Consider the following 25,996-nt stretch of genomic DNA (forward strand, 5'->3'; position numbering starts at 1 on the left):
CCTAACGCAGCCGCAACAAACGATCAAAGGACTTTAATTTATGCGACCTTCCGGCCGCGCGCCTGATGAAATGCGCGCCATCTCTTTCGAAACAGGCTTTACCAAGCACGCGGAAGGCTCTTGCCTGATCAGCTGCGGTGATACACGCGTGCTTTGCACTGCAAGTGTCGAAGAACGGATCCCGCCATGGCTGCGCGGCAAGGGTGAAGGCTGGGTCACCGGTGAATATTCCATGCTGCCCCGCGCCACGCACACACGCGGCGGACGCGAAGCTGCCAAGGGCAAGCAAAGCGGGCGGACACAGGAAATTCAGCGTCTGATCGGACGCTCCCTGCGCGCAGTGGTCGACATGAAGAAACTTGGCGAGCGTCAGATCACTCTGGATTGCGATGTGCTTCAGGCGGACGGCGGCACCCGCACTGCTTCGATTTCCGGAGCATGGGTGGCCCTGCGCCTCGCCCTCAATTCGCTGATGGAAGCCGGCGCGATCAAGGATGATCCGATTACCGCGCAGGTCGCTGCGATAAGCTGCGGCATCTACAACGGCACCCCGGTTCTGGATCTGGATTACGCCGAAGACAGCAACGCCGATGCCGATGCCAATTTCGTTTTGATCGAAGGGGGACAAATCGCCGAAGTTCAGGCGACCGCAGAAGGCGCGACATATGACGAGGAAGGTCTGCTGCGCCTGCTCCGATTGGCAAACATCGGCTGCGACGGTATCTTCGCCGCACAGCGAGCTGCGACCAAATGACCAGGCGCCTCGGCTCCGGCTCGCTCGTCATTGCGACGCATAATGCGGGCAAGCTGAAAGAAATTTCTGCGCTGCTGGAGCCGTACGGCGTGAAATGCCTTTCGGCAGGCTCGTTGGGCCTGCCGGAACCGCCGGAAACCGGCACGACCTTCGCCCAGAACGCGCTGATAAAGGCGCGCGCTGCGGCAGAGGCTTCGGGGATTGTCTCCCTCGCTGACGATAGCGGTCTGTCGGTTGCCGCACTGGATGGCAGGCCGGGCGTGTACACCGCCGACTGGGCAGAGCGCCAATGGTTTGAAGGACCTGCGGGCCGGGACTGGTATATGGCGATGGGCAAGGTCGAAGGTATGCTGGCCGAAAAAGGCCCCGATGCGCCGCGCGATGCGTGGTTCTCTTGCGTGCTGGCTATTGCCTGGCCGGACGGGGAAAGCGCGGTTTACGAAGGCCGCATCGATGGTGCCCTCACGTGGCCGCCGCGCGGTACGCTGGGCTTCGGATACGATCCCGTTTTTGTTCCGGCAGGCATGGACCAGACCTTTGCGGAACTTCATCCGGCGCAGAAGCACGCGATGAGCCACCGGGCAGATGCGTTCGCCAAGCTGGTCAGTGAACAATTTGGCTAATGCCGGACTTGGCGGCTAAACTGAGATTATGGCCCGCGCGCTCTATATCCATTGGCCCTTCTGCCTCAAGAAATGCCCCTATTGCGACTTCAATTCTCATGTTCGCAGCACGGTTGACCATGCCCGGTGGGAAGCTGCGCTGATTGCAGACATGCGGCATGAGGCGGCGCTGGCAGGCGGCGAAACGCTCAAGTCGATATTCTTTGGCGGCGGCACGCCTTCTTTGATGCCGCCGGAACTGGTCGGATCACTGCTCGGCGAGGCTGAACGGTTGTGGGGCTTCGAACCTGATATCGAAATCACGCTGGAGGCAAATCCATCCTCGGTCGAAGCGGCGAAATTCGCCGGTCTGGCTGATGCCGGAATCAACCGGGTCAGCCTGGGTCTGCAATCGCTGCGCGATGATCAGTTATCCTTCCTCGGCAGACTTCATTCGGTAGACGAAGGGATAAGAGCGCTGGAGGTCGCGCAGCGTCATTTCACCCGGACCAGTTTCGACCTGATCTATGCGCGTCCAAAACAGACAGCAGACGATTGGGCGGATGAACTTTTGCGCGCGCTGTCGTTTGGAACGGACCATCTCTCGCTGTACCAATTGACGATTGAACCCAATACGCGGTTCGCGACCGATGTTCGGATCGGGGCATTTGCTCCGCTGGATGATGACCCGTCGGCCGACCTGTTCGAACTGACCCGCGAGATGACGGCTGCCGCCGGTATCCCCGCTTACGAGGTCAGCAATCATGCGCGGCCCGGGCAGGAAAGCCGCCACAACCTGACATACTGGCGGTATCAGGATTACTGCGGGATCGGCCCCGGGGCGCATGGCCGGCGCGGCGGAACCGCGACCCTGCGGCACAAGAAGCCGGAGAATTATCTCCAATCTGTCGGCATTCACGGAAACGGGCTGAAAGAAGAGCGAAAACTGACCGACAGTGAGAGCGCGTCAGAAGCGTTGCTGATGGGCCTTCGTCTGGCAGAGGGGATTTCGCTTGCAGAAATATCCACGCGTTTCGGCATTGCCGTTGCCGATCTGGTGGATGCTGGAAAGGTCGCAACATTTCGCGACCTCGGCTTCCTGAGTGCGGGCGAAGACAGGCTTCGAGTTACATGCAAGGGTATGCCTGTCCTCGACGCATTGCTCGGCGAGATTGTCAGCGCCGAACTGGTCGAGGCATGAGCAAAGCGGATGTTCTCGAAGATTGGGGCAACCATCTGGCACAGGGACGCCGCCGTTCACCGCATACAGTCAGGGCATATCTTGCCGCGGCAAGGCTGCTGATCGAACGCACCGGTGCCGCTAACTGGGCCAGCCTCGCCCAGCTGAATACGGCGCAGCTTCGCGGGCATTTGGCCAGCCGGCGGCAGGATGGGCTGAGCAATGCGTCGACCGCCCGCGAACTTTCCGCGATCAAATCCTTTGTCAAGTTTGCCCGCGAACAGGCGGGATTGGCCGAAGAAGGCGCGCCGCGGCTGAGAGGTCCGCGCATCAAGAAAGGCCTGCCCCGCCCCGTCACGCCAGATGATGCGACCAACATTGCAGACCTCGTGGAGGGTATGGCCCAGGATGACTGGGTTGGTGCGCGCGACAGGGCTGTGTTGCTGCTGCTTTACGGTGCCGGCCTGCGCATCGCAGAGGCTCTCTCGCTGAACGGTAATGATCTGCCGCTGGGCGAAACGCTGGCTGTTACCGGCAAAGGCAACAAACAGCGGATCGTGCCGATCATCCCTGCCGTGCGGGAAGCTGTCGCGCAGTATGCCGCGCTGTCGCCCTGGTCGATCGAACCAGACAAGGCGCTGTTTCGCGGGGTAAAGGGCGGCCCGCTAAGCCCCGGAATGGTTCAGAAGGCGATGGCCCGTGCCCGCATCGCGCTGGGCCTGCCGGCCACCGCGACCCCGCACGCGCTGCGGCACAGTTTCGCCACGCATCTGCTGGGTGCCGGCGCGGACCTCAGAAGCCTGCAGGAACTGCTTGGCCACGCCAGCCTCGGCAGCACGCAGATTTACACCAAGGTCGATGCAGCGACATTGCTCGACACCTATCGCGGGGCGCACCCGCGCGAGCGGGATGATTAGAGACGTGCCTCGATAGCGTCCCAGATGCGGCCCGGCGTGTCGGTGCCGTTGAACTTGTCGATTGCGACAATCCCGGTAGGCGAAGTGACATTGATTTCGGTCAGCCATTTGCCGCCGATCACATCGATCCCGACAAACACCAGCCCGCGTTTCTTGAGTTCCGGCCCCATGGCGGCACAGATTTCTTCCTCACGTGCGGTAAGGTCGGCAGCCTCTGCATAACCGCCCTGCGCCAGGTTTGAGCGGAATTCACCCTTGCCCGGTTTCCGGTTGATAGCCCCGGCAAATTCGCCATCGACCAGCACGATACGCTTGTCGCCCTTCGACACTTCAGGAAGGAATGGCTGGACCATGTGAGGTTCCGGCCATGTCTGATTGAACACTTCGAACAGAGCAGAGGTGTTCATCCGGTCATCGCCGATCTTGAAGATTGCCTTACCGCCATTGCCATGCAGTGGTTTCACGACAACGCTGCCGTGTTTGTCCTGGAACGCGCGCACATCTTCTACCGACCTTGCAATCAGCGTGGGCGGCATGAAGCGTGCATAATCCAGCACGAACATTTTTTCAGGTGCGTTCACCACCTCGCGCGGGTCGTTGATGACCAGCGTCTGCCCCTTGAGCCGGTCCAGCAGCAAGGCGGAGCTGATATAGCCAAGATGGAACGGCGGATCCTGCCGCATCAGGACTACGTCGATATCCTGCGCCAGATCGATCCGGCGCCGTTCGCCGATCGTATAATGATCGCCCTCCACCCTCTGGACCTTCACCGGCGCGGCATGGGCGGTAATCCTGGCACCGGGACCCTCGCCTGTCTCATAGGCAAGCGAAGCCACATCGTAGTGCCAGACTTCCATCCCCCGGTCCTGCGCTGACAGCATCAGTGCGAAACTGGAATCGCCTGCAATATTGATCGAATCCATCGGGTCCATCTGGACAGCTACGCGCAGGCTCATGTTCTATTCCTGTTTTCCGGCTGCCTTCATGGCTGCCATGCATTGACGATGTGGCGAGGGAACGCGCCCGGCGCAAGGAGGATCACGTCAACGCGAATATCCTCGCCATCGGCCGCATATTTGTGCGCGACTGCTTCCACGGCAGAGGCCACCCTGCGCAGCCGGTATTCATCAATCGCGTGATCGAGATCGACCGCCTTCTTCCGCCATTTGACTTCGATAAATGCGACCACACCGCCCCGCCGTGCGATCAGGTCGATTTCGCCAAGCGGGGTCTTGATCCTCTGGCCCAGTATCGACCAGCCCTTCATGCGCAGCCACATTGCCGCGCGGCGTTCACCGTCACGGCCGCTTTGTTCGGCAATTTGCCGCTTCATTTCCCGCGCAGTTCCATGGCACGGTTGTAGAGAACTTTGCGGTCGAGCCCGGTTGCCTTGGCAACCTTGGCAACGGCCTGCGATGCTTTCATGTCTTTCAATGCTTCGGCCAGCATGGCGTCGGCATCCTCAGCATTGGCTTTCTGTTTGGCCGGGGGTGAGACCATCAGCACGATTTCGCCCTTTGGCGGATGCTGCGAATAATGCGCTGAAAGTTCATCCGGTGAACCTGTGCGGCATTCTTCGTGGAGCTTGGTCAGTTCCCGCGCCACTGAAACTTCACGCCCGGGCAAAACCGCAGCAATCGCATCCAGCGATTTGAGAAGCCTCGGCCCGGTTTCGTAAAAAACCAGCGTCGTATCAACCGGAGCAAGTTCGGCCAGAACATCGCCGCGCGCCTTGTCCTTGTTGGGAAGGAATCCCGCAAACAGGAACCGGTCATTCGGCAGCCCGGACAGGGTCAGGCCGGTAACAACCGCGCATGCACCGGGCAGGCTTGTTATTTCGATCTCCTGCTCGCGTGCATCGCGGACCAGCCGATAACCGGGATCGGAAATCAGCGGTGTCCCTGCATCGCTTACCAGCACCACGGCGCGGTCGCGCATCGATGCGATCAGGCGCTGGCGGTCATTATCCTCGCTATGATCGTTATAGCGCCAGAGCGGCTTGCTGATTCCCAGATGCTTGAGCAGCTTGCCGGTGACGCGCGTATCTTCGCAGGCGACACCATCGCAACGCTTCAACACGTCTACTGCGCGGAGCGTTATATCGCCAAGATTGCCAATCGGCGTGGCGACTATATAGAGACCGGGAGACAGAGTAGCCGGTTTGGCATTTGAGGGGGCATTGCTGGTCACTGCATCCCAATGGACCAAGCATGAGAGGGATCGCAAGGATGAAGCGTTTTAATTTGGGCAATATCGGTATCAATCGCCGCAGCTTGATGGTTGCCGGCACGGCAGCGTTGCTGGCTGGCTGTCAGGTGATACCGAAGGGCCCGACCACTTCAACCAGCGGGCCTGCCGCCGGGCCGACGCCGGAACCGAGCGCCACAGCGCTGCCGACTGACGAAACACGCCACCGGATTGCACTGTTGGTGCCGTTGTCCGGCGACAATGCCGATGTCGGCAATTCGATCGCCAATGGGGCAACCATGGCGCTGCTCGACACCAATGCGTCTAATCTACGGATCACAACCTATGATACGTCACGCGGTGCCCGCGATGCGGCACGCAAGGCGGTGGCCGATGGCAACAAATTGATCCTCGGGCCGCTTCTGGCAAATAATGTTCCGCTGGTTCTGGCAGAGGCACGCCCCGCCAACATTCCGCTTATTTCCTATTCCAACGACGCAACCGTGGCCGGTCCCGATGTGTACGTGATGGGCCATATTCCGAACCAGTCGATCGAGCGGACAATCGAATACGCACAGAAGCGCGGTTCGCGCCAATTTGCTGCGATCATCCCGGAAGGTGACTATGGAACCGCAGCACAGGCGGCACTTGAAAAGGCCATCCGTGCCGCTGGCGGCCGGCTTGTCGCAACCGAAAGCTATCGCCGAGGCAACACTTCGATTGTCAGCGCTGCGCAGCGCATCGCCCAGCGCAGCGGTGTCGACACTGTGCTGATCGCGGACGGCGCACGCCTCGCGGCTCTTGCGGCGGGCGAATTGAAATCGGCCGGGACAACATCCTATCAGTTGCTGGGTACAGAACTGCTCAGCGGCGAGGCAAGCGTGCCGCGCACCTCCGCGCTGCGCGGGGCATGGTTCTCTGCCGTCTCGGATGACCGGTTCAAAAGGTATTCCGACAGTTACCGCCAACGGTTCGGCAATCAGCCGCACCGTATTTCGACGCTCGGCTTCGATAGCGTGCTGCTCACGCTGAAGGTTGCGCAAGACTGGAAAGTCGGACGATCCTTCCCGCAGTCGCAAATGTACGAATCTGGCGGTTTCCTGGGCGTTGACGGCCCGTTCCGCTTCATGCGTAGCGGCGTTGCCGACCGGGCGATGGAAGTTCGCGAGGTGCGCGACGGATCGGTGGTAGTGGTAGAGAAAGCCCCCTCGAACTTCGCTGACTGACGATAAAGACTGAGTCCCGCTTGTAAGCGCGTGAATCGCGGGCTTATAGCGGGACAATGTCTGACGATCTTTTCGAAGGTACCCCCGCATCGAGCGGCGATTACGATTCCTCATCCATCGAGGTGCTGGAAGGGCTTGAGCCCGTACGCCGCCGTCCCGGGATGTATATTGGCGGCACCGATGACCGTGCCCTGCACCATCTTGCGGCCGAAGTTCTCGACAATGCGATGGATGAAGCTGTCGCCGGACACGCGACCCGCATCGAGGTTTCGCTGGAAGAAGGCAACCGGCTGACCATTGCCGACAATGGCCGCGGCATCCCGGTGGACGAACATCCCAAGTTTCCCGGGAAATCGACGCTGGAAGTTATCCTTTCGACGCTGCACTCGGGCGGCAAGTTCTCCGGCAAAGCTTACGCAACATCCGGCGGCTTGCACGGTGTCGGCGTAAGTGTGGTCAACGCGCTGAGCAGTGACACGAGGGTCGAAGTTGCCCGCGACAGGCAGCTCTATGTGCAAAAGTTCGCAAGGGGCGAAACCCTTGGCCCCATCGAAAAGCTCGGCCCCACACCGAACCGGCGGGGCACAACCGTCAGTTTCACGCCCGACACGGAAATCTTTGGCGATCGCCAGTTCAAGCCGCGCCGCCTGTTCAAGCTGGCTCGGTCCAAGGCATACCTTTTTGCAGGCGTCGAAATCCGCTGGAAATGTGCAGACAGTCTGGTCAGCGATGATGTGCCAGCAGAGGCGGTCTTCAAGTTTCCCGGCGGACTTGCAGACCATCTGGCCGAACAGATCGGGTCGCGCGAATGTGTGACCGCACAGCCCTTCGCCGGCAATCAGGATTTTCCTGATGACGAAGACGGACAATCGCTCGGCAGGGTTGAATGGGCCTGCGCATGGCCGCTCTATTCCGATGGATCGACCAGCTGGTATTGTAACACCGTGCCGACCCCCGATGGCGGGACGCACGAACAGGGACTGCGGGCTGCGTTGACCAAGGGCCTGCGCGCCTTCGGTGATCTGACCGGCACCAAGAAGGCGAAGGACATTTCAGCCGATGACGTGATGGTCGGCGGCGAAGTGATGCTGTCTGTCTTCATCCGGGATCCGCAATTTCAGTCGCAGACCAAGGACCGTCTGACCTCACCCGAAGCGGCGCGGTTGGTGGAAAATGCCGTTCGCGATCATTTCGACCATTTCCTGACCGACAACATGGAGCGCGGCAAGGCGCTGCTTGGTCAGGTGATGGAGCGAATGGACGAGCGGCTTCGCCGCAAGCAGGAACGCGAGATCAAGCGCAAGACTGCTACCAATGCGAAGAAATTGCGCCTGCCCGGCAAGCTGACGGACTGTTCCGGCGACGGCGAAGGCGAGACTGAATTGTTCATCGTCGAAGGCGATTCGGCAGGCGGCAGCGCGAAACAGGCACGTAACCGCAAGACTCAGGCAATCCTGCCCATCCGGGGCAAGATCCTCAACGTGGCCAGCGCCACCGCTGACAAGATCCGCGCAAATCAGGAAATCGCCGATCTGTCGCTCGCCATGGGCTGCGGCACCCGCAAGGATTGTGATCCGGAGAACCTGCGTTACGACCGGATCATCATCATGACCGACGCGGATGTCGATGGCGCGCACATCGCGACGCTGCTGATGACATTCTTCTTCCAGGAAATGTCGGAAATCGTGCGCAAGGGGCACCTGTTTCTGGCTCAGCCCCCTCTCTACCGTCTGACAGCGGGTAAAGAGAGCCTCTATGCCCGTGATGATGCACACCGTGCAGAACTTGAGGCAACTGTCTTCAAAGGCAAGAAGGTCGAAGTCGGGCGGTTCAAGGGCCTTGGCGAAATGAACCCGGCCCAGCTGCGCGAAACCACCATGAACCCTGAAACGCGGTCACTGGTGCGGATCACCCTGCCCCCCGAATTCGAACAGCGGGCAGCGGTGAAGGAACTGGTCGACCAGCTGATGGGACGGAATCCCGAACACCGGTTCAATTTCATCCAGAACAATGCCGGCGATATGGACCGCGATCTGATCGATGCCTGACAATCGGCCCGATCCCGCCGAAGAAGACATTTGGGCAGGCGATCGGCGCTTGTCCCGCCCCGATAGTTCGCTGCCCGACTGGTACACGCCCGATGTTATCTACCGGCCGATCCCGATTGCCTGGTTTGCCGGTGCGCTGGTACTTCAATGCATCGCGATGCCCATCATTTTCATGCTCACTCTCGGGAGCGGCCCCATTGCGATTGTCATGGCGTCGGCACTGGTGACAGGTACGATTGGATGGATCACTTGGCAGCGCGGGATCGGTAACGCAGCGCTTGGATGGCGGATCGCGACCATCACTATGCTTGCGGGGTTCCTTGCCCTGAATTGCTTCGTCGCGCTCAGCTAAGGGTTACTCGATTGACGCTGTATGGATGTGCAGATGTCCCTCCAGAGTGCGGTGGACCGGGCACTTGTCAGCAATCTCGATAATCCGCCGACGTTGATCCTCGGTCAGGTCGCCGTGCAGCGTGATATCTCGGTAGAGCGCCTGCGCAGGCATATTGCTCTCCTCTGCAGCTGAAACCTGCTCGCAATCTTCGGCATGGTTTCGTTCATGCCTCAACGCGATTGTGCTGCCTTCCAGCGGCCATTTCTTGCGGTCGGCGTACATTTTCATGGTCATCGAAGTGCAGGTGCCAAGCGCCGCAAGCAAAAGATCGTACGGGCTCGGTCCGGTGTCGTCCCCGCCATATGACAATGGTTCATCGGCGATGAAACGGTGACTTGTGGTGTGAACCTCTGTCCCGAACTTCCCATGCCCGCTGCGCACGACAATACCGTCTTCGGGGGCCGGAAGGTCGGCCTCTTGCGGGAGGTAGCGATCAGCCCAGCCAGCGATAACCGACGCGGCGAACTCTGCATCCTGCCGGTTCAGCAGCAAATGATCCGCCCCGTCCAAGCTGACAAAACTCTTCGGATGTTTTGCCGCTGCAAAGAGCCGACTTGCGTGATCGACGCTGACGATCTGATCGATGGGAGAATGCATGAACAATAGGGGCGCTCGCAGGCGTGAAACTTCGCCTAGCAGATCGGCATTTACCGTCTTGTCGACGAAAGCGCTGCTGATGGTGAACGGCCGTCCACCAATGTTCACTTCGCCCTCACCCTGCTCCATCACTTGCGCAATGTTGCCGTCGATCCGTTGCAGAACGTGCGGCACGTCCGATGGCGCGTTGATTGTTGCAATCGCCGCCACTCTGTCGAACCCGAGATCGTCTGCCGCTGCGAGGACCGCAGCACCGCCCAGACTGTGCCCGACCAGCAGCAGTTTGCCACCGAACCGGGCCAACAGCACCTCTGCGGCGGCAACCAGATCGCCGACATCGGTCGCGAAACCCGCTCGGCCAAATTCCCCCTCGCTTCCGCCGAGCCCGGTAAAATCGAATCTCAAAGTGGCCAATCCCTTGCTGGCCAGCGATCTCGCTACGGCGACTGCGGCGCGGCTCTGCTTGGTGCAGGTGAAGCAGTGCGCGAACAACGCGGCACCTCGGACCAGACCCGTGGGCATTTCCAGAGAGCCGGATAGGCTGTGGCCTTTAGCCGTGTTGATGCTGATCGATTCGGTTGGCATTTCTCTGGTCCTTAATCGCTTTGCGGCGCGGTCAGGAGCATTTGCTGGCGGCAAACGCCCCTGCTCCGGCATTATCCGTTCGTTGTGGTGGTCCGGTGGTTGTGATGCAACCTTGTGCGTTCTTCATCCCGCGATACAGTCTGCCGACAAAATTCAGGAATGTTTCAATGCGGCAACTGTTTGCGCTCTTCAGTTTGTGGTTCACAGCGGTCGCCTTTCCTGCGGCCGCACAAGATTTGGAGGCTCCACTTGTTGAAGAGCGGGCAACGGAGGCGCTTTCCGTATTGCAGGGAGATGCGCTGGCAGAGAACATTTTCGATCCGGCCTTCCTGCAGGATGTGAGTGCAGAGCAGCTGATCGAGTTGGGCGAACGGCTCGAATCCGAATTCGGCAAGCCGGTCGTCGTCGAAAGCATAAACCCGACCAGTGCCTATTCCAGTGGACTGACCGTGCGATTTGAACGCGGCATAGGGATGGGACAAATTACGCTCTCGCCTGCTGATCCGCACAGGATCACCGGGCTGCAATTCACCTCTTTCCATCCGCTGAATGACAGCATCGAGAAGATTGAAGCGGAACTTGAGGCATTGCCGGGAGAGATCGCCGTTCTGTTCACACCGCTCGCCGATACCGGCGCTCCGATCTTCTCGCTCAATCCTGATGCCCAGATGGCGATTGGTTCGACGTTCAAACTTTACGTCCTGTCGGCTCTTGCCCGGTCCATCAATACGGGCGAACGCAATTGGAATGATGTTGTCGTCGTTGACCGTAAATCCTTTCCCAGCGGACAGTTGCAGGCGTGGCCAGATGGCACGCCAATGACCCTGCAAACGCTGGCAACCATGATGATCACGATCAGCGACAACACCGCGACAGACATGCTGTTTCACGAGCTGGGACGCAGCAAAGTCGAGGCGGAAATGGAGATCGTCGGTCATTCCGATCCTGCCCGAAACAAGCCGTTTCTAAGCACGCTTGAGCTGTTCGCGCTGAAAGGGAGCGATGGCAATCTACGGAAGTATATCGCCGCGAACGAGACGGCCAAGCGCCGCATCCTTGATGATTTCCAGGACGATGTCGGCGGCGATCCGGCAAAAGTAGAACCACCGCGCTTCGTCCAGCCCACGGCAATCGGCACCGTCGAATGGTTTGCCAGTGCTTCGGACCTGAAGCAGTTGGCGGTCAGACTAGCGCAGATCGACGATCCGACTGCCCGGATGATCCTGTCGGTGAACCCGTCGCTTCCACCGGAATTGACGCAAGGCTGGTCCTACACGGGGTATAAAGGAGGGTCCGAGCCGGGGGTTTTGAACCTGACATGGCTGCTGCGCGACAAGGCTGGCCAATGGCATATGCTGACGATGGGCTGGAATGATCCGAACCAGCCTCTCGAAAACGCAAGGTTGGAACTTCTCGCGCAGCGCTTGCTCAGATTGGCACGTTGAAGGCCAAGTTCACTTGATCCGGGCAGGTCGGCATACCCGCACCCTTGCCCTTTCGATTTATGCCGATTAACGCTCACGTAAAGACAAGTTGCACAGGAAAACTCATGGCTGACACTGCACCGAAGCGTTTCGACGGAACCGAAGACTACATCGCAACCGATGACCTGAAAGTCGCCGTCGATGCGGCCGTGACACTGCGCCGCCCGCTTCTGGTTAAAGGTGAGCCGGGGACCGGCAAGACTGTGCTTGCCCACGAAATCGCAAAGGCTGTCGGAGCCCCCTTGATCGAGTGGAACGTAAAATCCACGACCAAGGCACAGCAGGGTCTGTACGAATACGATGCCGTTGCCCGCTTGCGTGATGGCCAACTGGGTGAAGAGCGAGTTCACGACATTCGCAACTACATCAAGAAGGGCAAGCTTTGGGAAGCATTCACTTCCGAGCAGCTGCCTGTCTTGCTGATCGACGAAATCGACAAGGCCGACATCGAATTTCCGAACGACCTTCTCCAGGAACTCGACCGGATGAGCTTCGACGTTTATGAAACGCAGGAGCGCGTTGCGGCCAAAGAACGCCCGATCGTGGTCATCACCTCGAACAATGAAAAAGAACTACCAGACGCATTCCTGCGCCGCTGTTTCTTCCACTATATCAAGTTTCCTGACCGCGACACGATGCGTTCGATCATCGAAGTGCACCACCCGGGCATCCAGAAAACCCTCGTCAGCAAGGCGATGGACGTGTTCTACGAAATTCGCGAAGTCCCCGGCCTGAAGAAAAAACCGAGCACGTCCGAACTGCTCGATTGGCTCAAACTGCTGCTGAATGAAGACATGCCGCTGGATGTGCTGCAGGATCAGGACCCATCGAAGGCGATCCCGCCACTTCACGGTGCGCTTCTCAAAAATGAGCAGGATATCATGTTGTTCGAAAGACTGGCGTTCATGTCACGCCGCCAGACCTGATTGCGGCAATATACGGGAGGGCCAGCGACTATTTGCGCAGGTCCTCTCTGTAACCGACTACGAAATTGCCCCACCTGCGACCGTTGACCGTGATCGGAACGGTGGCGCAGCGCATCAGCCAGAATTTGCCGTCAGCGCGCGGTTGGCGGTAGCTGTACATGGCATAATCGGAACCGGCCATCGTCTCCCACGCGTCGCTCTTTTCGATCATCCGGCCGTTGAAGCAATAAAGCTCATCGTGCCTGACATCTCCGGTTGGCACCTTTGACTGCGCGGTGATGTGCGTGGGAAGATAGCCGTTTAGATCATTGGGCAGCGCGAACAGAATTTCCGGTCGCTTGCCTGTCACCGCGTCAAGTATCGGCCGCCAGTGTTCATGCGCCCAGTCCGTGAACCGCGTACGAAAACGCGGCGGATTGCTGCCGGCGATGGGCAGGTAATTGTCGTCGAACAGCGCAGCTTCATCGAGTTCGCTTGCCTCGATAGCCTTCAGCACAAGTGCCTCGGCCTGCTTCGCGCCGTCCAGCGCAAGTTCTGCAATATGCTGATCTGCAGGCGCCAGTCCGGCATGAACGACATTGTCGAACATGGTGTTGGCCATGGCTTCGAGATCCTTCAAACGCGAATGGGCGCGTTCAAGCTGGCCATCATTGCTGACGCTGGTTTCTTCAAACCCGCGAAGAACATTCTGCACGCTATCCACGTGGCCGCTGATCGTCGCTGTGGAACGGGCGATCTGATCGTTTTGCCGGTCGACCTCTTCGACAAGGTCGGTGACGCTACCCAGGGTTTCTTCGATCTGGGATACGCTGGCCCGCGCTTTTTCACTTTCCCCTGCTCCGCCTTCGATCTGGCCGACAACTGCGGTCGCCTCTATCTCCAGCGCATCCACCGTGCGCACGATCTCGTCGGTGGCAAGGCGCGTATCCTGCGCCAGTGTCTTCACCTCGTCGGCGACAACGGCAAATGTTTTGCCCCGTTCGCCTGCCCGCATCGCCTCGATCGTCGCATTCAGGGCAAGGATGCTGGTGGTTTCGGCAATCCGGTTAATGTCTTTCGAGCTTTTTCGAACCTGATCCATTGCAGCGGCAAATCCGGTTACGTGCTGGCTCAGGGCGCTGACGAGTTCGATAAGGCTGGAAATACGGTCCAGTGCGCCGCGGATTTGTTCGTTGCCCTCGCCTAGTCGTTCAATCGCCTTCTCAGACAGCAGACGCGCTTCATCGCTGGCATCGCGCACCTTGACCTGGTCCAGTTCGAGGGTGGCAACAGTGTCGCGAAGTGCGGTATGTTCTTGGCGAAGCTGGGTTGAAGTTCGTTTAACAGCGTGAACGAGGCCGCCGACATCTGCGCAGTAATCGACGACCTGACCGCATCGCTGCGGGATCGATTCAATTATGGCGCTGTTCGGCACCTCTATTTTCGCGTGTTCCATAACCCCCCCAAACCTACCTCAACGCCTTGGGCTATTTTGCCTTGGCGAATAGGGTTCCGGTCTTCCGGATATCCCTGTTCAAAGCGTGTATGCTAATTCGAAATCACCCCATCGGCGGCCATTGATGTAAAGCGGCACATAAACGTTGCGCACGACCAGGTACTGCAAGCCGTCGCCTTCCTGGCGATAGACCGCCATCATGTAGGCGTCGGTGCTTCGTTTTGCCGAAATATCAACGCCTTCCAGCAGGATGCGTCCATTGCGGCAGTATTTCGTGTCATGCGCCAGATCGCCTGTCGGTTGACGGCAGCGATCGGAAATGTGTGTTGGCAAAAAGCCGTTCATATCCGCGCTGGAACACATCTTGATCGGACCGCCCTTGGCGACGACCTTGTCGAAGACCGGCCGCCAGTGCGCATCAGCCCAGTCGCTCAGCGAGGTACGGAACCGTTTCGGATTGCTTCCTGCGATTTCCTTGTAATCGGTATCGAACAGCGCCTCTTGCGTAAGCGTACCCTCAGCAATCGCCTTCTCAGCGATCTCGCTTACCTGCTTGGCAAAGGTCTGCGCCTGATCGACAAGCGCGCTGTCCCTTGGTGACAGGCCGCCTTTGACGATGCTGTCGAACATCTCGCTCGCCGTAATTTCCAGCGACTCGATCCGGTTGTGCGCCTTTTGCAGCTTGCCTTCGTTTTCGATGGCAGCACTGTCGAACGACGCAAGGACATCCTGCACGCGGTGCACGTGATCGCTGATCGTACCGGTGGAACGGGCGATTTGATCATTCTGGCGATCGACTTCTTCAACCAGTTCAGCAACGCCGCCGATCGTTTCTTCGATCTGCGCGACGGAGGTCTTTGCGCTGCGGCTTGCCTCTGCGCCGTTTTCGATCTGCGAGATCACCAGTTCGGCCTCGCCGCCCAGTGTGTCGATAGTCTGGCTGATTTCTTCGGTGGCGCGGCGGGTGTCGCCGGCAAGGTTTTTAACTTCATTGGCCACAACCGCGAAAGTGCGACCGGCATCGCCGGCACGCATCGCTTCGATGGTCGCGTTCAGGGCCAGAATGTTCGTGGTTTCGGCAATCTGGTCAATATCCTGGGAACAGCGGCGCACCTGCTCCATCGCTGCGGCAAATCCGGTCACGTGGGTGGTCAGCGTTTCGACAAGTTCAAGCAACCCGGAAATCTGGCCAAGCGAGGACTGGATAAGCGTGGTGCCTTGGCCGAGCCGCTCGATCGCACGTTCGGAAAGCAGGCGAGCCTCGTCGCTTGCTTCGGAAACTTTCTGCTGGTCGGATTCAAGCTGCGTTACGGTCCCCTGTAGCGCGTTGTGTTCCGCTCTAAGCTTTTCTGATGAATCGATAACAGCCTGAACGATGCCGGCGACATCCGAACACCCGACCGTCACCTCCCCGCAGCTCTGGGGTATGAGATCGATGGACTTGCGATCCACGGTGTCGAATTCGGTATGTTTCATTGACTTATGCGTCCCCACTTTTCCGTCGCGGTGATCGGCATACGTACTTATGGTTATCGAAGGCTTAAGGTCGCGAAGACTTTCTTCATGACCGGTATCCTCTCACCAGCACATGGGCTCTGGTGCCCGGGCAAACTGCTCGCTAGAACCAACTCATGTTTTTCAATTTCGTAGACGAGCTTCGCGAAGCCGGTATCGGCGCTTCCTTCAAAGAACACCTCACCTTGCTGGAGGCACTTGATCGCGATGTGATCGAGCAGACGCCCGAAGCGTTCTATTATCTGAGCCGCGCAACCTTCGTGAAGGATGAAGGGCTGCTTGACCGGTTCGACCAGGTTTTCAACAAGGTCTTTAAAGGCTTGCTGACGGATTACGGGCAGAACCCCGTAGATATCCCGGAAGACTGGCTGAAAGCGGTTGCGGAAAAATTCCTCACTCCGGAAGAAATGGCGAAGATCGAATCCCTCGGTGACTGGGACGAGATCATGGACACGCTGAAGAAACGTCTCGAGGAACAGGAAAAACGCCACGAAGGCGGTAACAAGTGGATCGGCACCGGCGGTACTTCACCGTTCGGCCATGGCGGATACAATCCAGAGGGTGTCCGCATCGGCGGTGAAAGCAAACACAAGCGCGCGATTAAGGTCTGGGAAAAGCGAGAGTACAAGAACCTCGACAACACCAAGGAACTTGGCACCCGTAATATCAAGATGGCGCTGCGCCGGCTGCGGCGGTTCGCCCGCGAAGGTGCTGCCGACGAACTCGATCTTGATGCTACGATTGACGGTACAGCGAAACAGGGCTGGCTTGATATTCGTATGCGGCCAGAGCGCCATAATGCCGTGAAATTGCTGTTATTTCTGGACGTGGGCGGGTCGATGGATCCATTCATCAAGCTGTGCGAAGAGTTGTTCAGTGCGGCCAATAGCGAATTCAAGAACCTCGAATTTTTCTACTTCCACAATTGCCTTTACGAAGGCGTCTGGAAGGATAACCGGCGGCGCTGGCAGGAGCGCACCAAGACCTGGGATATCCTCCACAAATTCGGTCACGATTATAAAGTCATCTTCGTCGGCGATGCCGCGATGAGCCCGTATGAAATCACCCATCCGGGCGGCAGCGTCGAACATATGAACGAGGAGGCCGGTGCGGTCTGGATGCAGCGTGTAACCAATACCTATCCTGCCACCGTGTGGCTCAATCCGGTTCCGGAAAAGCAGTGGAATTACTCGCAAAGCACCAAGATGCTGAAGCAATTGGTCAATGACCGGATGTACCCGCTGAGCCTCGATGGTCTCGATGATGCAATGCGCGACCTGAGCCGCAAGCAAGGCTCTTAAGGCAGCATTCCGGTTAGCGCCCTGCTCAGTAGAGCAGATGGCCCTTAACTGCGGCGATCCAGTTTGCTTCGTCATTTGCCGCAATCTGATCAAGATCATGCGGGGTTGCTGCCCGGTCGTCGACCCATTCACGCAGCAGCGGCCCTCCATTGATTACATCGATTGCCAGCACATCATCGGTATACTCGTATTTGAAGTCCTTGCCCCGCCACATGGCGTAGTCCGGATAAAGGCTCCTGATAGCTTTGAATGCGAGCGCCTGAAGCCGCCAAGGTCGGAACTGGTCATGGCTGTAATACGGACCTTCTGCATGGATCATCAATGCACTGCAAAGTTCGCCGACGTGCTTGTGAAATGTTGGCTCGAACCAGCATTCGCGCAAAAGAGCCCCGCTTAGCCATTCCGGCGCTATCCTGCGCATTTCGGCATGAACTTTCGCGGCGTCGACATCTGGGGCACCGAACAGGACTTCGAGCGGACGTGTCGTTCCGCGCCCTTCGCTCAGGGTCGCTCCTTCCAGCATCACGGTGCCAGCATAGGCCCGTGCCATGTTGACGTTGGCAGCGTTGGGGCTCGGGTTGACCCAGACGCGATCGTCAGGCCAGCCAAACCCCGCACCATCGGGCGACCAACCTTGCATTTCGACTACATGGTAAGCCACATCCAGCGAGAAGTGCTCGATAAACCAGTGCCCCATTTCACCCATGGTCAGCCCATGCCGCATTGGCATCGGCGCGGCTCCAACAAAGCTCTCATGCCCCGGGATCAGCAGTGATCCTTCGACAGGTCTGCCTGCCGGATTGGGCCGGTCGAGAACCCATACTTCCTTTCCGTGTCGTTCCGCTTCCTCGAGCAGGTAAAGCAAGGTGGTGACAAACGTGTAGATGCGGCAGCCGAGATCCTGAAGGTCGAACAGGAAGACGTCGGCACTGGCCATCATGTCCGCCGTGGGCCGGCGCACCTCCCCATAAAGACTGTAAACGGGGATATTGTGGACGGGATCGATCTCATGATCAGTCTCGACCATGTTGTCCTGCTTATCGCCCTTGAGCCCATGCTGTGGGCCAAAGGCAGAGGTCACATTCACCCCTGCATCAACCAGTGCATCGAGCGAATGAACCATCCGGTCGGTCACGCTGGCAGGATGGGCCACAAGCGAGACGCGGCGGCCCGAAAGCCGCTCAAGAAGCGCCTCGTCCTTCAGCAGGACTTCAACACCGAACTTCATCATTGGTTCGCTCCGTTCAATTCAATGACGCGGCAGACTTCACTGTGAAATTCAGCCTTACCGCCAGAAAAGTCGAGCGCCCAAAACTGGATATTGCCGTCCTGATCTTCGACGATCGCATTCAGTGCGACCTTGGCGGGCAGTGGCAGTTTTGAAGCAATTTCGGTTTCCAGCCAAAGACTGGTTTGATCATGGCTGCAGGAAATCGCGATCGCATCAACCGGTGCGTCGCGGCTGTTGAGGCGAAAGTCGTCGAAATCATAACAGGCCCAGCGGCTCGACGGCGAAAGATTGAACTCGCGGTAATAGGCACCGCCATGCGGTTGCCAGAAAATTTCGAAACAGGTCGTCTTCCACAGGAAGTCTGTCCGTTCACTGCCCGCATGCACCGGGATCTTGATCCGAGTGATGTCACCGTTCAGGCGGAAACGTGCCTTACAGCCCCGCTCTGTCGCCTCAATCACTGCCTCGACCGATGCGATTGGTCCTGCGGCGCATTCTGGGTGTAGTCTCAATTGTTGCATGGCAGTCCTATCGCGCACTCAAAAAGCTGCGGCAACCCACTTACGAAGCGCAATTTTCGTTGCTACAGCGCGCACCCTATGAGCGAACATAAATCCGAATTGCTGAAGCTGCTCGATGAACGCGGCTATATCCACCAAATGACCGATGCTGAGGGGCTGGACAAGCTTGCCAGCAGTCAGGTCGTACCGGGATATATTGGTTTTGATGCAACGGCCCCCAGCTTGCATATCGGCAGCCTGGTCCAGATCATGATGCTACGGCGCCTGCAGCAAACAGGACACAAACCCATCGTTCTGATGGGCGGCGGCACCACTCGTATCGGCGACCCAACGGGCCGCGACGAGAGCCGCAAAATGCTGACCGATGAAGTGATCGATGAGAATATCGCCTCGATCCGGACAGTGTTCGAACAATTGCTGACCTTCGGCGACGGACCGACCGATGCCATCATGGTCAACAATCAGGATTGGCTGGGCAAGCTCGGTTATATCGAAATGCTGCAAAAGGTCGGCACCCACTTCACCGTCAATCGCATGTTGACCTTTGATTCGGTGCGTCTGCGCCTCGAACGCGAACAGCCGATGACGTTTCTCGAATTCAACTACATGATCCTGCAGGGGTATGATTTCCGGCACCTGTCCCAGGAACTTGGTGCGCGGCTTCAGATGGGTGGCAGCGACCAATGGGGCAACATCATCAATGGGGTCGAACTTGGCCGGCGGATGGATGGTATCGAACTGTTCGGGCTCACCACACCGCTGCTGACGACCGCTGACGGTGCAAAGATGGGTAAAACCGCTGCAGGTGCGGTGTGGCTCAACGAAGCTCAGCTCCCGGCGTATGATTTTTGGCAGTACTGGCGCAATTGTGATGATCGGGACGTGGGGCGGTTTTTGAAGCTGTTTACCGACTTGCCGCTGGATGAGATCGCCCGGCTTGAGCAGCTCGAAGGCAGCGAGATTAATCAGGCCAAGGTAGTCCTCGCCAACGAAGTAACGAAACTGGTTCGCGGTGAAGATGCTGCGCGTTCGGCTGAGAAGACCGCAAGCGAAACCTTCGCTGGCGGAGGCTCGGGCCAGGACCTGCCGAGCATCTCTGTTGGTGCAGAGGGCAAGCGGATTGGGGCCTTGCTGACGGAGATCGGTTTCACCGCGTCGAACAAGGAAGCCAAGCGCAAGATTGCCGAAGGCGCGGTCAAGCTTGATGATGTTGTCATCGGCGACCCGGGTCATTTGGTGGAAGTTGCCGACGGTAAGGAAATGAAACTGAGCCTGGGTAAGAAAAAGCACGGAATTATTACGCGTTAATGCGTAAATGCGCAGCTAGCGTCCCGAAACGGGACAAAAATTTTTACAAATTATCAGGCTTTCTTGTTCATTAGGGTTCTTCGGCAATCAAGGCAGGAAGGCCCCTGAAAAATGAGTGTTGGAGCACAACTTTCAGTAACAGATTTGCGGCGCGCTGCGCGGCATCCGGTCGACTTCCCGGTCATTGCCGAGCACCAGTTGCGCGGCGATGTGAAGCTGCACATCTGCAATATCTCCGCTCATGGCTTCATGATTGATGATGCCGGAGAGCTTTCGCGCGGTGATCGCGTGATCATCCGCCTGCCGGTGGTTGGCCGTATCGAGGCATACGTCATCTGGACCCGGGACGAGAGAGCCGGTTTTCAATTTGAGCGTATCATCCGCATGGATGATTTCATGACCATGATCGACACTCTGCAGCCAAACCCCAGGCTTCGCCGTTCGCGCTAAGCCGGGGCATCGTAAAGCCCGCTTCCTCACGATAAAGCAGCACTGACTTCACAAGCTCTGCGCCGCCTGCCATGGCGCTGCTTGTGAGCGACCAGACACACCCCTTCCGCATCGCGAATTTCCGCGCATACTGGCTATCGCGTCTGGCGATGACTTTGGCGCAGTATTCGATGCTGCTGATTGTCGGGTGGCAAACCTACAATATCGCCAGAGACGACGGGCTTGGTGTTGCAGCAGCGTCCGGCCAGCTTGCCATGATCGGTCTGCTTCAGTTCGTTCCGCTGTTTCTCCTCACGCCTTTCGCGGGTCTCGCCGCTGACCGGTTAAACCGGCGCAACGTGGCGCGCCTCACTGTCTTGGTGCAAATGACCTGCGCAGGGATATTGGCCTACCTAACCTGGCAGGACACGATCAGCCTATCGAGCCTGTTCGCGGTCGCGGTCTTGTTGGGGATCGCCAGGGCCTTTGCAGGGCCAGCGCTATCTGCCCTTGCCCCCAACCTTGTTCCGAAGGCGATCCTGCCAAACGCGATCGCGCTGTCGTCGATCGCTTGGCAGGTCGGCATGATCGTGGGGCCAGCCATTGGCGGATACCTGTATGTAATCGACCCAGCGATGCCTTACGTTGCAGCATTATGCTTGTTTGGCGTTTCGGTGACCGCACTCAGTTTCATCGGCCATGTCCCGCGCAGCCCGATTGCCGGGGCGCAGCGTCCGATCGGACAGATCGTCGACGGCTTGCACTATGTCCTGAAAAACAAGATGGTCCTTGGTGCGATCACGCTGGATTTGTTTGCGGTGTTCCTTGCCGGTGCGACCGCTCTGTTCCCGGTGTATGCCCGGGACATTCTGCAAGTTGGTGCGACCGGTTTAAGCCAACTCGCGGCCGCGCCCGCAGTGGGCGCTGCGCTGACCGCGCTATATTTTTCTTTCAAGCCGTTGAAGACCAATGTCGGACCGAAGATGTTGTTGGCTGTCGCGATTTTCGGTTTGGCGACGATCATTTTTGGCGTTTCCACCTGCATGCTATTGTCGCTGGCGATGCTGTTCGTGGTCGGTGCGGCCGATATGTTCTCGGTCTATATCCGGCAGTCACTGATCCAGCTTCATACGCCAGATGACAAGCGCGGCCGTGTATCCGCGGTTTCGCTCCTGACCATTTCGGCATCCAACGAATTTGGCGACTTTTTCTCAGGCACCCTCGCCTATTTGATCGGCCCGGTTCTGGCCGTAGTCTCTGGCGGTGCGGGCGCGATCATAACGGTCGCCTTGTGGAGCCGGGTATTCCCGGTTTTGCGCACCACAAGGACCTTTGATCCGCCAGAAGAGTTACTAGATAAAGCCGCAGACAACCCACAAAAGGGAGAGACCAGATGAAAGCCGATTCCGTCCTCGCAACCATTGGTGCAACACCGCATATCCGCCTGTCTCGGCTGTTCCCGGATCACGAGGTCTGGGTGAAGTCGGAACGCTCCAACCCCGGTGGTTCGATCAAGGATCGTATCGCACTGGCAATGGTCGAGGCCGCAGAAGCAAGCGGCGATTTGCAAGAGGGCGGAACGATCATTGAACCGACCAGCGGCAACACCGGCATCGGCCTGGCAATGGTTGCAGCGGTAAAGGGTTACAAGCTGGTCCTGGTGATGCCGGAAAGCATGAGTGTCGAAAGGCGGCGCTTGATGCTCGCTTATGGCGGTACGTTCGACCTGACCGACAAGACGAAGGGTATGAAGGGCGCGATTGAGCGCGCGACCGAATTGGTTGAGAAAACCGATGGTGCGTGGATGCCATCCCAGTTCGACAATCCGGCCAATTTCGAGGTGCACGTTCGCACGACCTCTCAGGAAATCCTGTCAGATTTTGCCGATGAACCAATTGACGTGATGATCACCGGGGTTGGCACCGGCGGTCACTTGACCGGATGTGCCGAGGAATTGAAGCGCCACTGGTCCGGAATGAAAGCCTATGCCGTTGAACCTGAACTGTCGCCCGTGATTGGGGGCGGCCAGCCCGGCCCGCACCCCATTCAGGGCATTGGTGCAGGGTTTATCCCTGGCAATCTCCACACGCAGGCCATCGACGGTGCAATCGCCGTAAATGCCGATGATGCCAAGGAAATGGCTCGGAAGTGCGCCGCTGTCGAAGGGCTTCTCGTGGGTATTTCCAGCGGTGCAACTTTGGCTGCAATTGCCAAAAAGCTGCCCGATCTGGAACCGGGCACGCGAGTACTTGGCTTCAACTATGACACCGGTGAGCGATACCTGTCGGTACCCGACTTTCTTCCTGAATAAGCTGAGTCCATTTCGTCCAATCGCAGGAACAACGCGCCTGCGATAACTCCCTCCAATCGATAAGAGGGGGATTGGCAAGTGGACTACATACGACTGGGACAGAAACTGATTGTATCTGCCGCGCTGGCAGGTGTCGCTTTGGCGGGAGCACCGGTTTTGGCTGCGGACGTTGAAATCTGCGAAGCAGATAAGCTGACTTCAGCTCCGGCGGTGGCATGGCTGACCGACAATGCCTGGCGCTATCAGACTGAAGCACAGGCCGAGATCGGCTACCGCTCGCTGCTGACCGGGCAGTCACCGTGGCCCGACTGGTTTCATCCGGAAGTCTCAGTGCTGATGCCGGGTGCCCGATTCCAAATGGCGATGTCGAATGGCCAGAAAAACACGCAGCCGGGCGGTTTTGGGACCTATGACTATCTGGATAGCGTGGGCGAAGTGCGCGAGTATCTGGCGGTCTTGCCCAAATGGAAGCCGGATATTGACCGTATCGTCACCTATCAGGTCAAAGCGCCCCTGATTGTTTCAGTCGGGCCGATCGGTCCGCAGGTCGATCAGGTCGGCTGCAAGCTTTACGCCGGACGTTTTACCCAAATCCAAATGCTTGTCTCGCCAGCGGACAGGATCAATTACCTGACATATATTTCGGAACGTCCTGTGAAATAGAAAAGGGGCCCTGGCATTTGCCAAGGCCCCTTTGATCTCTGGACCTGGCTTTATGCAGCTGTCTGGAAAGCTTCTTCGCCAAGCGCCATCATTGTGTCGGCGCCAGCTTCCAGCTTGCGGCGGAGTGCGCCGGCATCCGGGAGGAAGCGGTCGCCGTAATAACGGGCGGTCGCAAGCTTGGCTTCGTAGAATGCCTTGTCTTCAGCCCCGCCATCCAGTTTGGCCTGAGCAACGGTTGCCATGCGCAGCCACATCAGGCCAAGCGAAACGATGCCCATGATGTGCATGTAGTGATGCGCGCCCGCGCCAAGATGATCGGGGTTCTGCATGGCATTCTGCATGAACCACATTGTTGCCGCCTTCTGCTCGCCAAGGGCCTTTTCCAGCTTCTCGGCAAAAGGTGCGATTGCCTCGACCTTTTTGGCTTCGGCGATTTCTGCATCGACGGTTGCGAAGAAGGTCTGGATTGCAGCGCCGCCATTCTGTGCGAGCTTGCGTCCGCAAAGGTCCATGGCCTGAACACCGTTGGTGCCTTCGTAGATCATGGCGATGCGGCTATCGCGGACATACTGTTCCATGCCCCATTCCTGAATATAGCCGTGTCCGCCGAAGACCTGTTGCATGTTCACTGCAACGTCGAAGCCTTTGTCGGTGCCGTAACCCTTGATTACAGGGGTCAGCAGACTGATGATCTGGTCAGCTTTCTGCTTGTCTTCGTCGGTCGCGCCCTTGTGCGTCAGGTCGACCTGAAGCGCGCCCCACAGAGCCAGAGCCCGCATTCCTTCGGTGTAGGCTTTCGCATCCATCAGCATGCGGCGGACATCGGCGTGCACGAAGATCGGATCGGCCTGTGCTTCCGGTTCAGCAGGTCCGGTCAATGCCCGGCCCTGACGGCGGTCAAGCGCATAAGCGACGGCGTTCTGGTAAGCGACCTCTGCCTGCGCATAGCCTTGAATGCCCACTCCGAGGCGGGCAGCGTTCATCATGATGAACATGGCCGCTAGGCCCTTGTTCTCTTCGCCGACCATCCAGCCTGTGGCGCCATCGTAATTCATGACGCAGGTCGAATTGCCGTGGATGCCCATTTTCTCTTCGATCGAGCCGCACTGCAATGAATTGCGATCACCCAGCGAACCATCGTCATTCACTAGGAACTTGGGCACGATGAAGAGCGAGATGCCTTTTGAACTGTCGGGTGCACCCGGAGTTTTCGCCAGAACCAGATGGATGATGTTTTCGGTGAGGTCATGCTCGCCTGCCGAAATGAAAATCTTGGTGCCGGTGATGGCAAAAGAACCGTCTGCCTGCGGCACTGCCTTCGTGCGGATCATACCCAGATCGGTGCCGCAATGCGGTTCCGTAAGGTTCATGGTTCCGAGCCATTCGTTGGCGATCATCTTGTGAAGGTATTTTTCCTTCTGCTCATCCGAACCCTTGGCAAGGATGGCAGCAACAGCGCCGCCGGTGAGGCCCGGATACATCGCGAATGCCTGATTGGCGGTGCCAACAAACTCTTCGATCAGCATGCCAAGGACGTGCGGCATGCCCTGCCCGCCGAATTCCTCAGGCTGGGAAATCGTGCCCCAGCCAGATTCGCGGTACTGCTCGAAAGCGTCCTTGAAGCCGGTTGGCGTGGTTACGCTACCGTCATCATGGCGGGTGCAACCTTCCTTGTCGCCAACCTGGTTGAGCGGCGCGAGGACTTCGGAACAGAACTTGCCGGCTTCATTCACGACGGTGTCGATCATGTCCGGCGTTGCGCTCTCGAAACCCGGAAGGTTGTTGTAACTGGCCAGGTCGAGCACTTCATTGATGATGAAACGGGCGTCACGTGTGGGTGCGGTATAGGTGGGCATCTTCGTGTCCTTTGTGGATTTTCAACGCTGACTGTTGAGCTTGGGGGTCAGCTGCTAGCGTTGTCGAGGGCTAGATTCTCTATGTGTTTGATAAATTCGCTCAATTCCTTGATTGAGGAATCGATATCGGCGCGCTGGCGCTTCAGCTTGGCTACGTGGTCGCGGCATTTTTCAACCGTGACCCGTCGTTGTTCCACCCGTCCGTCGCCGAGATCGTAGAGATCGATCATTTCGCGAATTTCGACGAGGCTGAACCCGACATTCTTGGCCCGCATAATCCAGGCGAGCCGCGCGCGGTCCCGCTTCGAATATACGCGGGTCAGGCCGATACGCTTGGGAGCAATCAGGCCCTCATCCTCGTAAAAACGCAATGCTCGTGCGGTGCAGTCAAACTCGGTGGTGAGGTCTGAAATGCTGTATTGTTCCCGCGCAAGTTTGTCGGGACGCTCCAGATGCGCTCCGGCGTGCGCTTCGCGGGTTTTGTCGGTGGGTTTTGGATCCGATGCTGTTGCCATAGGCAGTTTTC

Annotated in this window: 25 protein-coding genes; 15 read left to right on the top strand and 10 right to left on the bottom strand. The window is 58.2% G+C overall.

The features are described from left to right. Positions 1 to 40 precede the first annotated feature (40 nt). Genes rph through PO778_RS04400 form a run of 4 tightly spaced genes read left to right on the top strand, consistent with a single transcriptional unit; the run spans position 41 to position 3,453 of the window. On the top strand, positions 41 to 754 hold the full coding sequence (rph, locus tag PO778_RS04385) for a ribonuclease PH (protein WP_271438740.1): 714 nt from the start codon (positions 41 to 43) through the stop codon (positions 752 to 754). Further along, positions 751 to 1,377: an RdgB/HAM1 family non-canonical purine NTP pyrophosphatase gene (gene rdgB / locus PO778_RS04390; protein WP_271438741.1), complete on the top strand. Its 627-nt coding sequence runs from the start codon at positions 751 to 753 to the stop codon at positions 1,375 to 1,377. Before rph ends, rdgB begins: the two co-directional genes overlap by 4 nt. A gap of 28 nt (positions 1,378 to 1,405) precedes the next feature. Beyond that, positions 1,406 to 2,557, top strand: a complete 1,152-nt coding sequence (hemW, locus tag PO778_RS04395; protein ID WP_271438742.1) for a radical SAM family heme chaperone HemW — start codon at positions 1,406 to 1,408, stop codon at positions 2,555 to 2,557. Further along, positions 2,554 to 3,453 (top strand): tyrosine recombinase XerC, encoded by a 900-nt coding sequence (locus PO778_RS04400; protein ID WP_271438743.1) that lies wholly within the window; start codon positions 2,554 to 2,556, stop codon positions 3,451 to 3,453. Before hemW ends, PO778_RS04400 begins: the two co-directional genes overlap by 4 nt. On the opposite strand, the gene gshB is transcribed toward PO778_RS04400, so the two are convergent. The 3 genes from gshB to rsmI are packed head-to-tail and all read right to left on the bottom strand — an operon-like array spanning position 3,450 to position 5,643. Beyond that, on the bottom strand, positions 3,450 to 4,409 hold the full coding sequence (gshB, locus tag PO778_RS04405; RefSeq protein WP_271438744.1) for a glutathione synthase: 960 nt from the start codon (positions 4,407 to 4,409) through the stop codon (positions 3,450 to 3,452). The two genes, PO778_RS04400 and gshB, sit on opposite strands and share 4 nt — an antisense overlap. A gap of 26 nt (positions 4,410 to 4,435) precedes the next feature. Beyond that, the gene (locus PO778_RS04410) at positions 4,436 to 4,786 is read right to left on the bottom strand and encodes a YraN family protein (RefSeq protein ID WP_271438745.1); all 351 of its coding nucleotides are present in this window, start codon (positions 4,784 to 4,786) and stop codon (positions 4,436 to 4,438) included. Beyond that, entirely contained in the window at positions 4,783 to 5,643 is an 861-nt protein-coding gene (gene rsmI, locus PO778_RS04415; RefSeq protein ID WP_271438746.1) for a 16S rRNA (cytidine(1402)-2'-O)-methyltransferase, read from the bottom strand. Before rsmI ends, PO778_RS04410 begins: the two co-directional genes overlap by 4 nt. 38 nt (positions 5,644 to 5,681) lie before the next feature. Here rsmI and PO778_RS04420 point away from each other — a divergent pair, with 38 nt between their 5' ends. The 3 genes from PO778_RS04420 to PO778_RS04430 are packed head-to-tail and all read left to right on the top strand — an operon-like array spanning position 5,682 to position 9,266. Next, positions 5,682 to 6,866 (top strand): penicillin-binding protein activator, encoded by a 1,185-nt coding sequence (locus PO778_RS04420; protein ID WP_271438747.1) that lies wholly within the window; start codon positions 5,682 to 5,684, stop codon positions 6,864 to 6,866. 56 nt (positions 6,867 to 6,922) lie between these two features. After that, positions 6,923 to 8,914, top strand: coding sequence for a DNA topoisomerase IV subunit B (gene parE, locus PO778_RS04425; protein WP_160729865.1), 1,992 nt, complete (start codon positions 6,923 to 6,925; stop codon positions 8,912 to 8,914). Then, positions 8,907 to 9,266 (top strand): hypothetical protein, encoded by a 360-nt coding sequence (locus tag PO778_RS04430; protein WP_271438748.1) that lies wholly within the window; start codon positions 8,907 to 8,909, stop codon positions 9,264 to 9,266. Before parE ends, PO778_RS04430 begins: the two co-directional genes overlap by 8 nt. Positions 9,267 to 9,269: 3 nt before the next feature. On the opposite strand, the gene PO778_RS04435 is transcribed toward PO778_RS04430, so the two are convergent. Then, positions 9,270 to 10,490 carry a bifunctional alpha/beta hydrolase/OsmC family protein gene (locus PO778_RS04435; RefSeq protein WP_271438749.1) on the bottom strand — a complete coding sequence of 407 codons (1,221 nt, stop codon included), beginning with the start codon at positions 10,488 to 10,490 and terminating at the stop codon, positions 9,270 to 9,272. A gap of 167 nt (positions 10,491 to 10,657) precedes the next feature. Here PO778_RS04435 and PO778_RS04440 point away from each other — a divergent pair, with 167 nt between their 5' ends. Together PO778_RS04440 and PO778_RS04445 are read left to right on the top strand one after the other, a co-directional pair. Beyond that, positions 10,658 to 11,935: a serine hydrolase gene (locus PO778_RS04440; RefSeq protein WP_271438750.1), complete on the top strand. Its 1,278-nt coding sequence runs from the start codon at positions 10,658 to 10,660 to the stop codon at positions 11,933 to 11,935. Between the two features lie 104 nt (positions 11,936 to 12,039). Continuing rightward, complete coding sequence (locus PO778_RS04445) at positions 12,040 to 12,900, top strand: AAA family ATPase (protein WP_271438751.1); 861 nt, start codon at positions 12,040 to 12,042, stop codon at positions 12,898 to 12,900. Between the two features lie 28 nt (positions 12,901 to 12,928). On the opposite strand, the gene PO778_RS04450 is transcribed toward PO778_RS04445, so the two are convergent. Further along, positions 12,929 to 14,335, bottom strand: coding sequence for a methyl-accepting chemotaxis protein (locus PO778_RS04450; RefSeq protein ID WP_271438752.1), 1,407 nt, complete (start codon positions 14,333 to 14,335; stop codon positions 12,929 to 12,931). 78 nt (positions 14,336 to 14,413) lie between these two features. Continuing rightward, positions 14,414 to 15,811 carry a methyl-accepting chemotaxis protein gene (locus PO778_RS04455; protein ID WP_160729871.1) on the bottom strand — a complete coding sequence of 466 codons (1,398 nt, stop codon included), beginning with the start codon at positions 15,809 to 15,811 and terminating at the stop codon, positions 14,414 to 14,416. A gap of 155 nt (positions 15,812 to 15,966) precedes the next feature. Here PO778_RS04455 and PO778_RS04460 point away from each other — a divergent pair, with 155 nt between their 5' ends. Beyond that, positions 15,967 to 17,151, top strand: a complete 1,185-nt coding sequence (locus tag PO778_RS04460; protein WP_160729872.1) for a vWA domain-containing protein — start codon at positions 15,967 to 15,969, stop codon at positions 17,149 to 17,151. Positions 17,152 to 17,176: 25 nt separating this feature from the next. Here PO778_RS04460 and PO778_RS04465 read toward each other — a convergent pair whose 3' ends face one another. Both PO778_RS04465 and PO778_RS04470 read right to left on the bottom strand, forming a co-directional pair. Beyond that, positions 17,177 to 18,379, bottom strand: a complete 1,203-nt coding sequence (locus PO778_RS04465; RefSeq protein WP_271439343.1) for an exo-beta-N-acetylmuramidase NamZ family protein — start codon at positions 18,377 to 18,379, stop codon at positions 17,177 to 17,179. Beyond that, positions 18,379 to 18,921, bottom strand: a complete 543-nt coding sequence (locus PO778_RS04470; RefSeq protein WP_271438753.1) for a DOMON domain-containing protein — start codon at positions 18,919 to 18,921, stop codon at positions 18,379 to 18,381. The genes PO778_RS04465 and PO778_RS04470 overlap by 1 nt, the downstream gene beginning before the upstream one ends. A 60-nt stretch (positions 18,922 to 18,981) precedes the next feature. Here PO778_RS04470 and tyrS point away from each other — a divergent pair, with 60 nt between their 5' ends. The 5 genes from tyrS to PO778_RS04495 all read left to right on the top strand — a co-directional run bounded on the left by tyrS (position 18,982) and on the right by PO778_RS04495 (position 23,614). Then, the gene (tyrS, locus tag PO778_RS04475) at positions 18,982 to 20,211 is read left to right on the top strand and encodes a tyrosine--tRNA ligase (RefSeq protein WP_271438754.1); all 1,230 of its coding nucleotides are present in this window, start codon (positions 18,982 to 18,984) and stop codon (positions 20,209 to 20,211) included. 111 nt (positions 20,212 to 20,322) lie between these two features. Continuing rightward, positions 20,323 to 20,661: a PilZ domain-containing protein gene (locus PO778_RS04480; protein ID WP_160729874.1), complete on the top strand. Its 339-nt coding sequence runs from the start codon at positions 20,323 to 20,325 to the stop codon at positions 20,659 to 20,661. A 149-nt stretch (positions 20,662 to 20,810) separates the two neighbouring features. Continuing rightward, a complete protein-coding gene (locus PO778_RS04485; RefSeq protein WP_438944387.1) occupies positions 20,811 to 22,037 on the top strand; it encodes an MFS transporter in 1,227 nt (408 codons plus the stop codon). Next, positions 22,034 to 22,951, top strand: a complete 918-nt coding sequence (cysK, locus tag PO778_RS04490; protein WP_271438756.1) for a cysteine synthase A — start codon at positions 22,034 to 22,036, stop codon at positions 22,949 to 22,951. Before PO778_RS04485 ends, cysK begins: the two co-directional genes overlap by 4 nt. A gap of 78 nt (positions 22,952 to 23,029) precedes the next feature. Next, a complete protein-coding gene (locus tag PO778_RS04495; protein WP_271438757.1) occupies positions 23,030 to 23,614 on the top strand; it encodes a hypothetical protein in 585 nt (194 codons plus the stop codon). A 50-nt stretch (positions 23,615 to 23,664) separates the two neighbouring features. Here PO778_RS04495 and PO778_RS04500 read toward each other — a convergent pair whose 3' ends face one another. Continuing rightward, a complete protein-coding gene (locus PO778_RS04500; protein ID WP_271438758.1) occupies positions 23,665 to 25,470 on the bottom strand; it encodes an acyl-CoA dehydrogenase C-terminal domain-containing protein in 1,806 nt (601 codons plus the stop codon). A 47-nt stretch (positions 25,471 to 25,517) separates the two neighbouring features. Then, a complete protein-coding gene (locus PO778_RS04505) occupies positions 25,518 to 25,985 on the bottom strand; it encodes a MerR family transcriptional regulator (RefSeq protein WP_160729879.1) in 468 nt (155 codons plus the stop codon). Positions 25,986 to 25,996 lie beyond the last annotated feature (11 nt).

Source organism: Pontixanthobacter luteolus, assembly GCF_947494915.1.
Classification (GTDB): domain Bacteria; phylum Pseudomonadota; class Alphaproteobacteria; order Sphingomonadales; family Sphingomonadaceae; genus Pontixanthobacter; species Pontixanthobacter luteolus.

Excerpts from the sequence above, each read along its gene's own strand:
- rph (WP_271438740.1), top strand. The coding sequence starts at position 41 with ATGCGACCTTCCGGCCGCGCGCCTGATGAAATGCGCGCCATCTCTTTC.
- rdgB (WP_271438741.1), top strand. The coding sequence starts at position 751 with ATGACCAGGCGCCTCGGCTCCGGCTCGCTCGTCATTGCGACGCATAAT.
- hemW (WP_271438742.1), top strand. The coding sequence starts at position 1,406 with ATGGCCCGCGCGCTCTATATCCATTGGCCCTTCTGCCTCAAGAAATGC.
- PO778_RS04400 (WP_271438743.1), top strand. The coding sequence starts at position 2,554 with ATGAGCAAAGCGGATGTTCTCGAAGATTGGGGCAACCATCTGGCACAG.
- gshB (WP_271438744.1), bottom strand. The coding sequence starts at position 4,409 with ATGAGCCTGCGCGTAGCTGTCCAGATGGACCCGATGGATTCGATCAAT.
- PO778_RS04410 (WP_271438745.1), bottom strand. The coding sequence starts at position 4,786 with ATGAAGCGGCAAATTGCCGAACAAAGCGGCCGTGACGGTGAACGCCGC.
- PO778_RS04420 (WP_271438747.1), top strand. The coding sequence starts at position 5,682 with ATGAAGCGTTTTAATTTGGGCAATATCGGTATCAATCGCCGCAGCTTG.
- parE (WP_160729865.1), top strand. The coding sequence starts at position 6,923 with ATGTCTGACGATCTTTTCGAAGGTACCCCCGCATCGAGCGGCGATTAC.
- PO778_RS04430 (WP_271438748.1), top strand. The coding sequence starts at position 8,907 with ATGCCTGACAATCGGCCCGATCCCGCCGAAGAAGACATTTGGGCAGGC.
- PO778_RS04435 (WP_271438749.1), bottom strand. The coding sequence starts at position 10,490 with ATGCCAACCGAATCGATCAGCATCAACACGGCTAAAGGCCACAGCCTA.
- PO778_RS04440 (WP_271438750.1), top strand. The coding sequence starts at position 10,658 with ATGCGGCAACTGTTTGCGCTCTTCAGTTTGTGGTTCACAGCGGTCGCC.
- PO778_RS04445 (WP_271438751.1), top strand. The coding sequence starts at position 12,040 with ATGGCTGACACTGCACCGAAGCGTTTCGACGGAACCGAAGACTACATC.
- PO778_RS04450 (WP_271438752.1), bottom strand. The coding sequence starts at position 14,335 with ATGGAACACGCGAAAATAGAGGTGCCGAACAGCGCCATAATTGAATCG.
- PO778_RS04455 (WP_160729871.1), bottom strand. The coding sequence starts at position 15,811 with ATGAAACATACCGAATTCGACACCGTGGATCGCAAGTCCATCGATCTC.
- PO778_RS04460 (WP_160729872.1), top strand. The coding sequence starts at position 15,967 with ATGTTTTTCAATTTCGTAGACGAGCTTCGCGAAGCCGGTATCGGCGCT.
- PO778_RS04465 (WP_271439343.1), bottom strand. The coding sequence starts at position 18,379 with ATGAAGTTCGGTGTTGAAGTCCTGCTGAAGGACGAGGCGCTTCTTGAG.
- tyrS (WP_271438754.1), top strand. The coding sequence starts at position 18,982 with ATGAGCGAACATAAATCCGAATTGCTGAAGCTGCTCGATGAACGCGGC.
- PO778_RS04480 (WP_160729874.1), top strand. The coding sequence starts at position 20,323 with ATGAGTGTTGGAGCACAACTTTCAGTAACAGATTTGCGGCGCGCTGCG.
- PO778_RS04485 (WP_438944387.1), top strand. The coding sequence starts at position 20,811 with ATGACTTTGGCGCAGTATTCGATGCTGCTGATTGTCGGGTGGCAAACC.
- cysK (WP_271438756.1), top strand. The coding sequence starts at position 22,034 with ATGAAAGCCGATTCCGTCCTCGCAACCATTGGTGCAACACCGCATATC.
- PO778_RS04500 (WP_271438758.1), bottom strand. The coding sequence starts at position 25,470 with ATGCCCACCTATACCGCACCCACACGTGACGCCCGTTTCATCATCAAT.
- PO778_RS04505 (WP_160729879.1), bottom strand. The coding sequence starts at position 25,985 with ATGGCAACAGCATCGGATCCAAAACCCACCGACAAAACCCGCGAAGCG.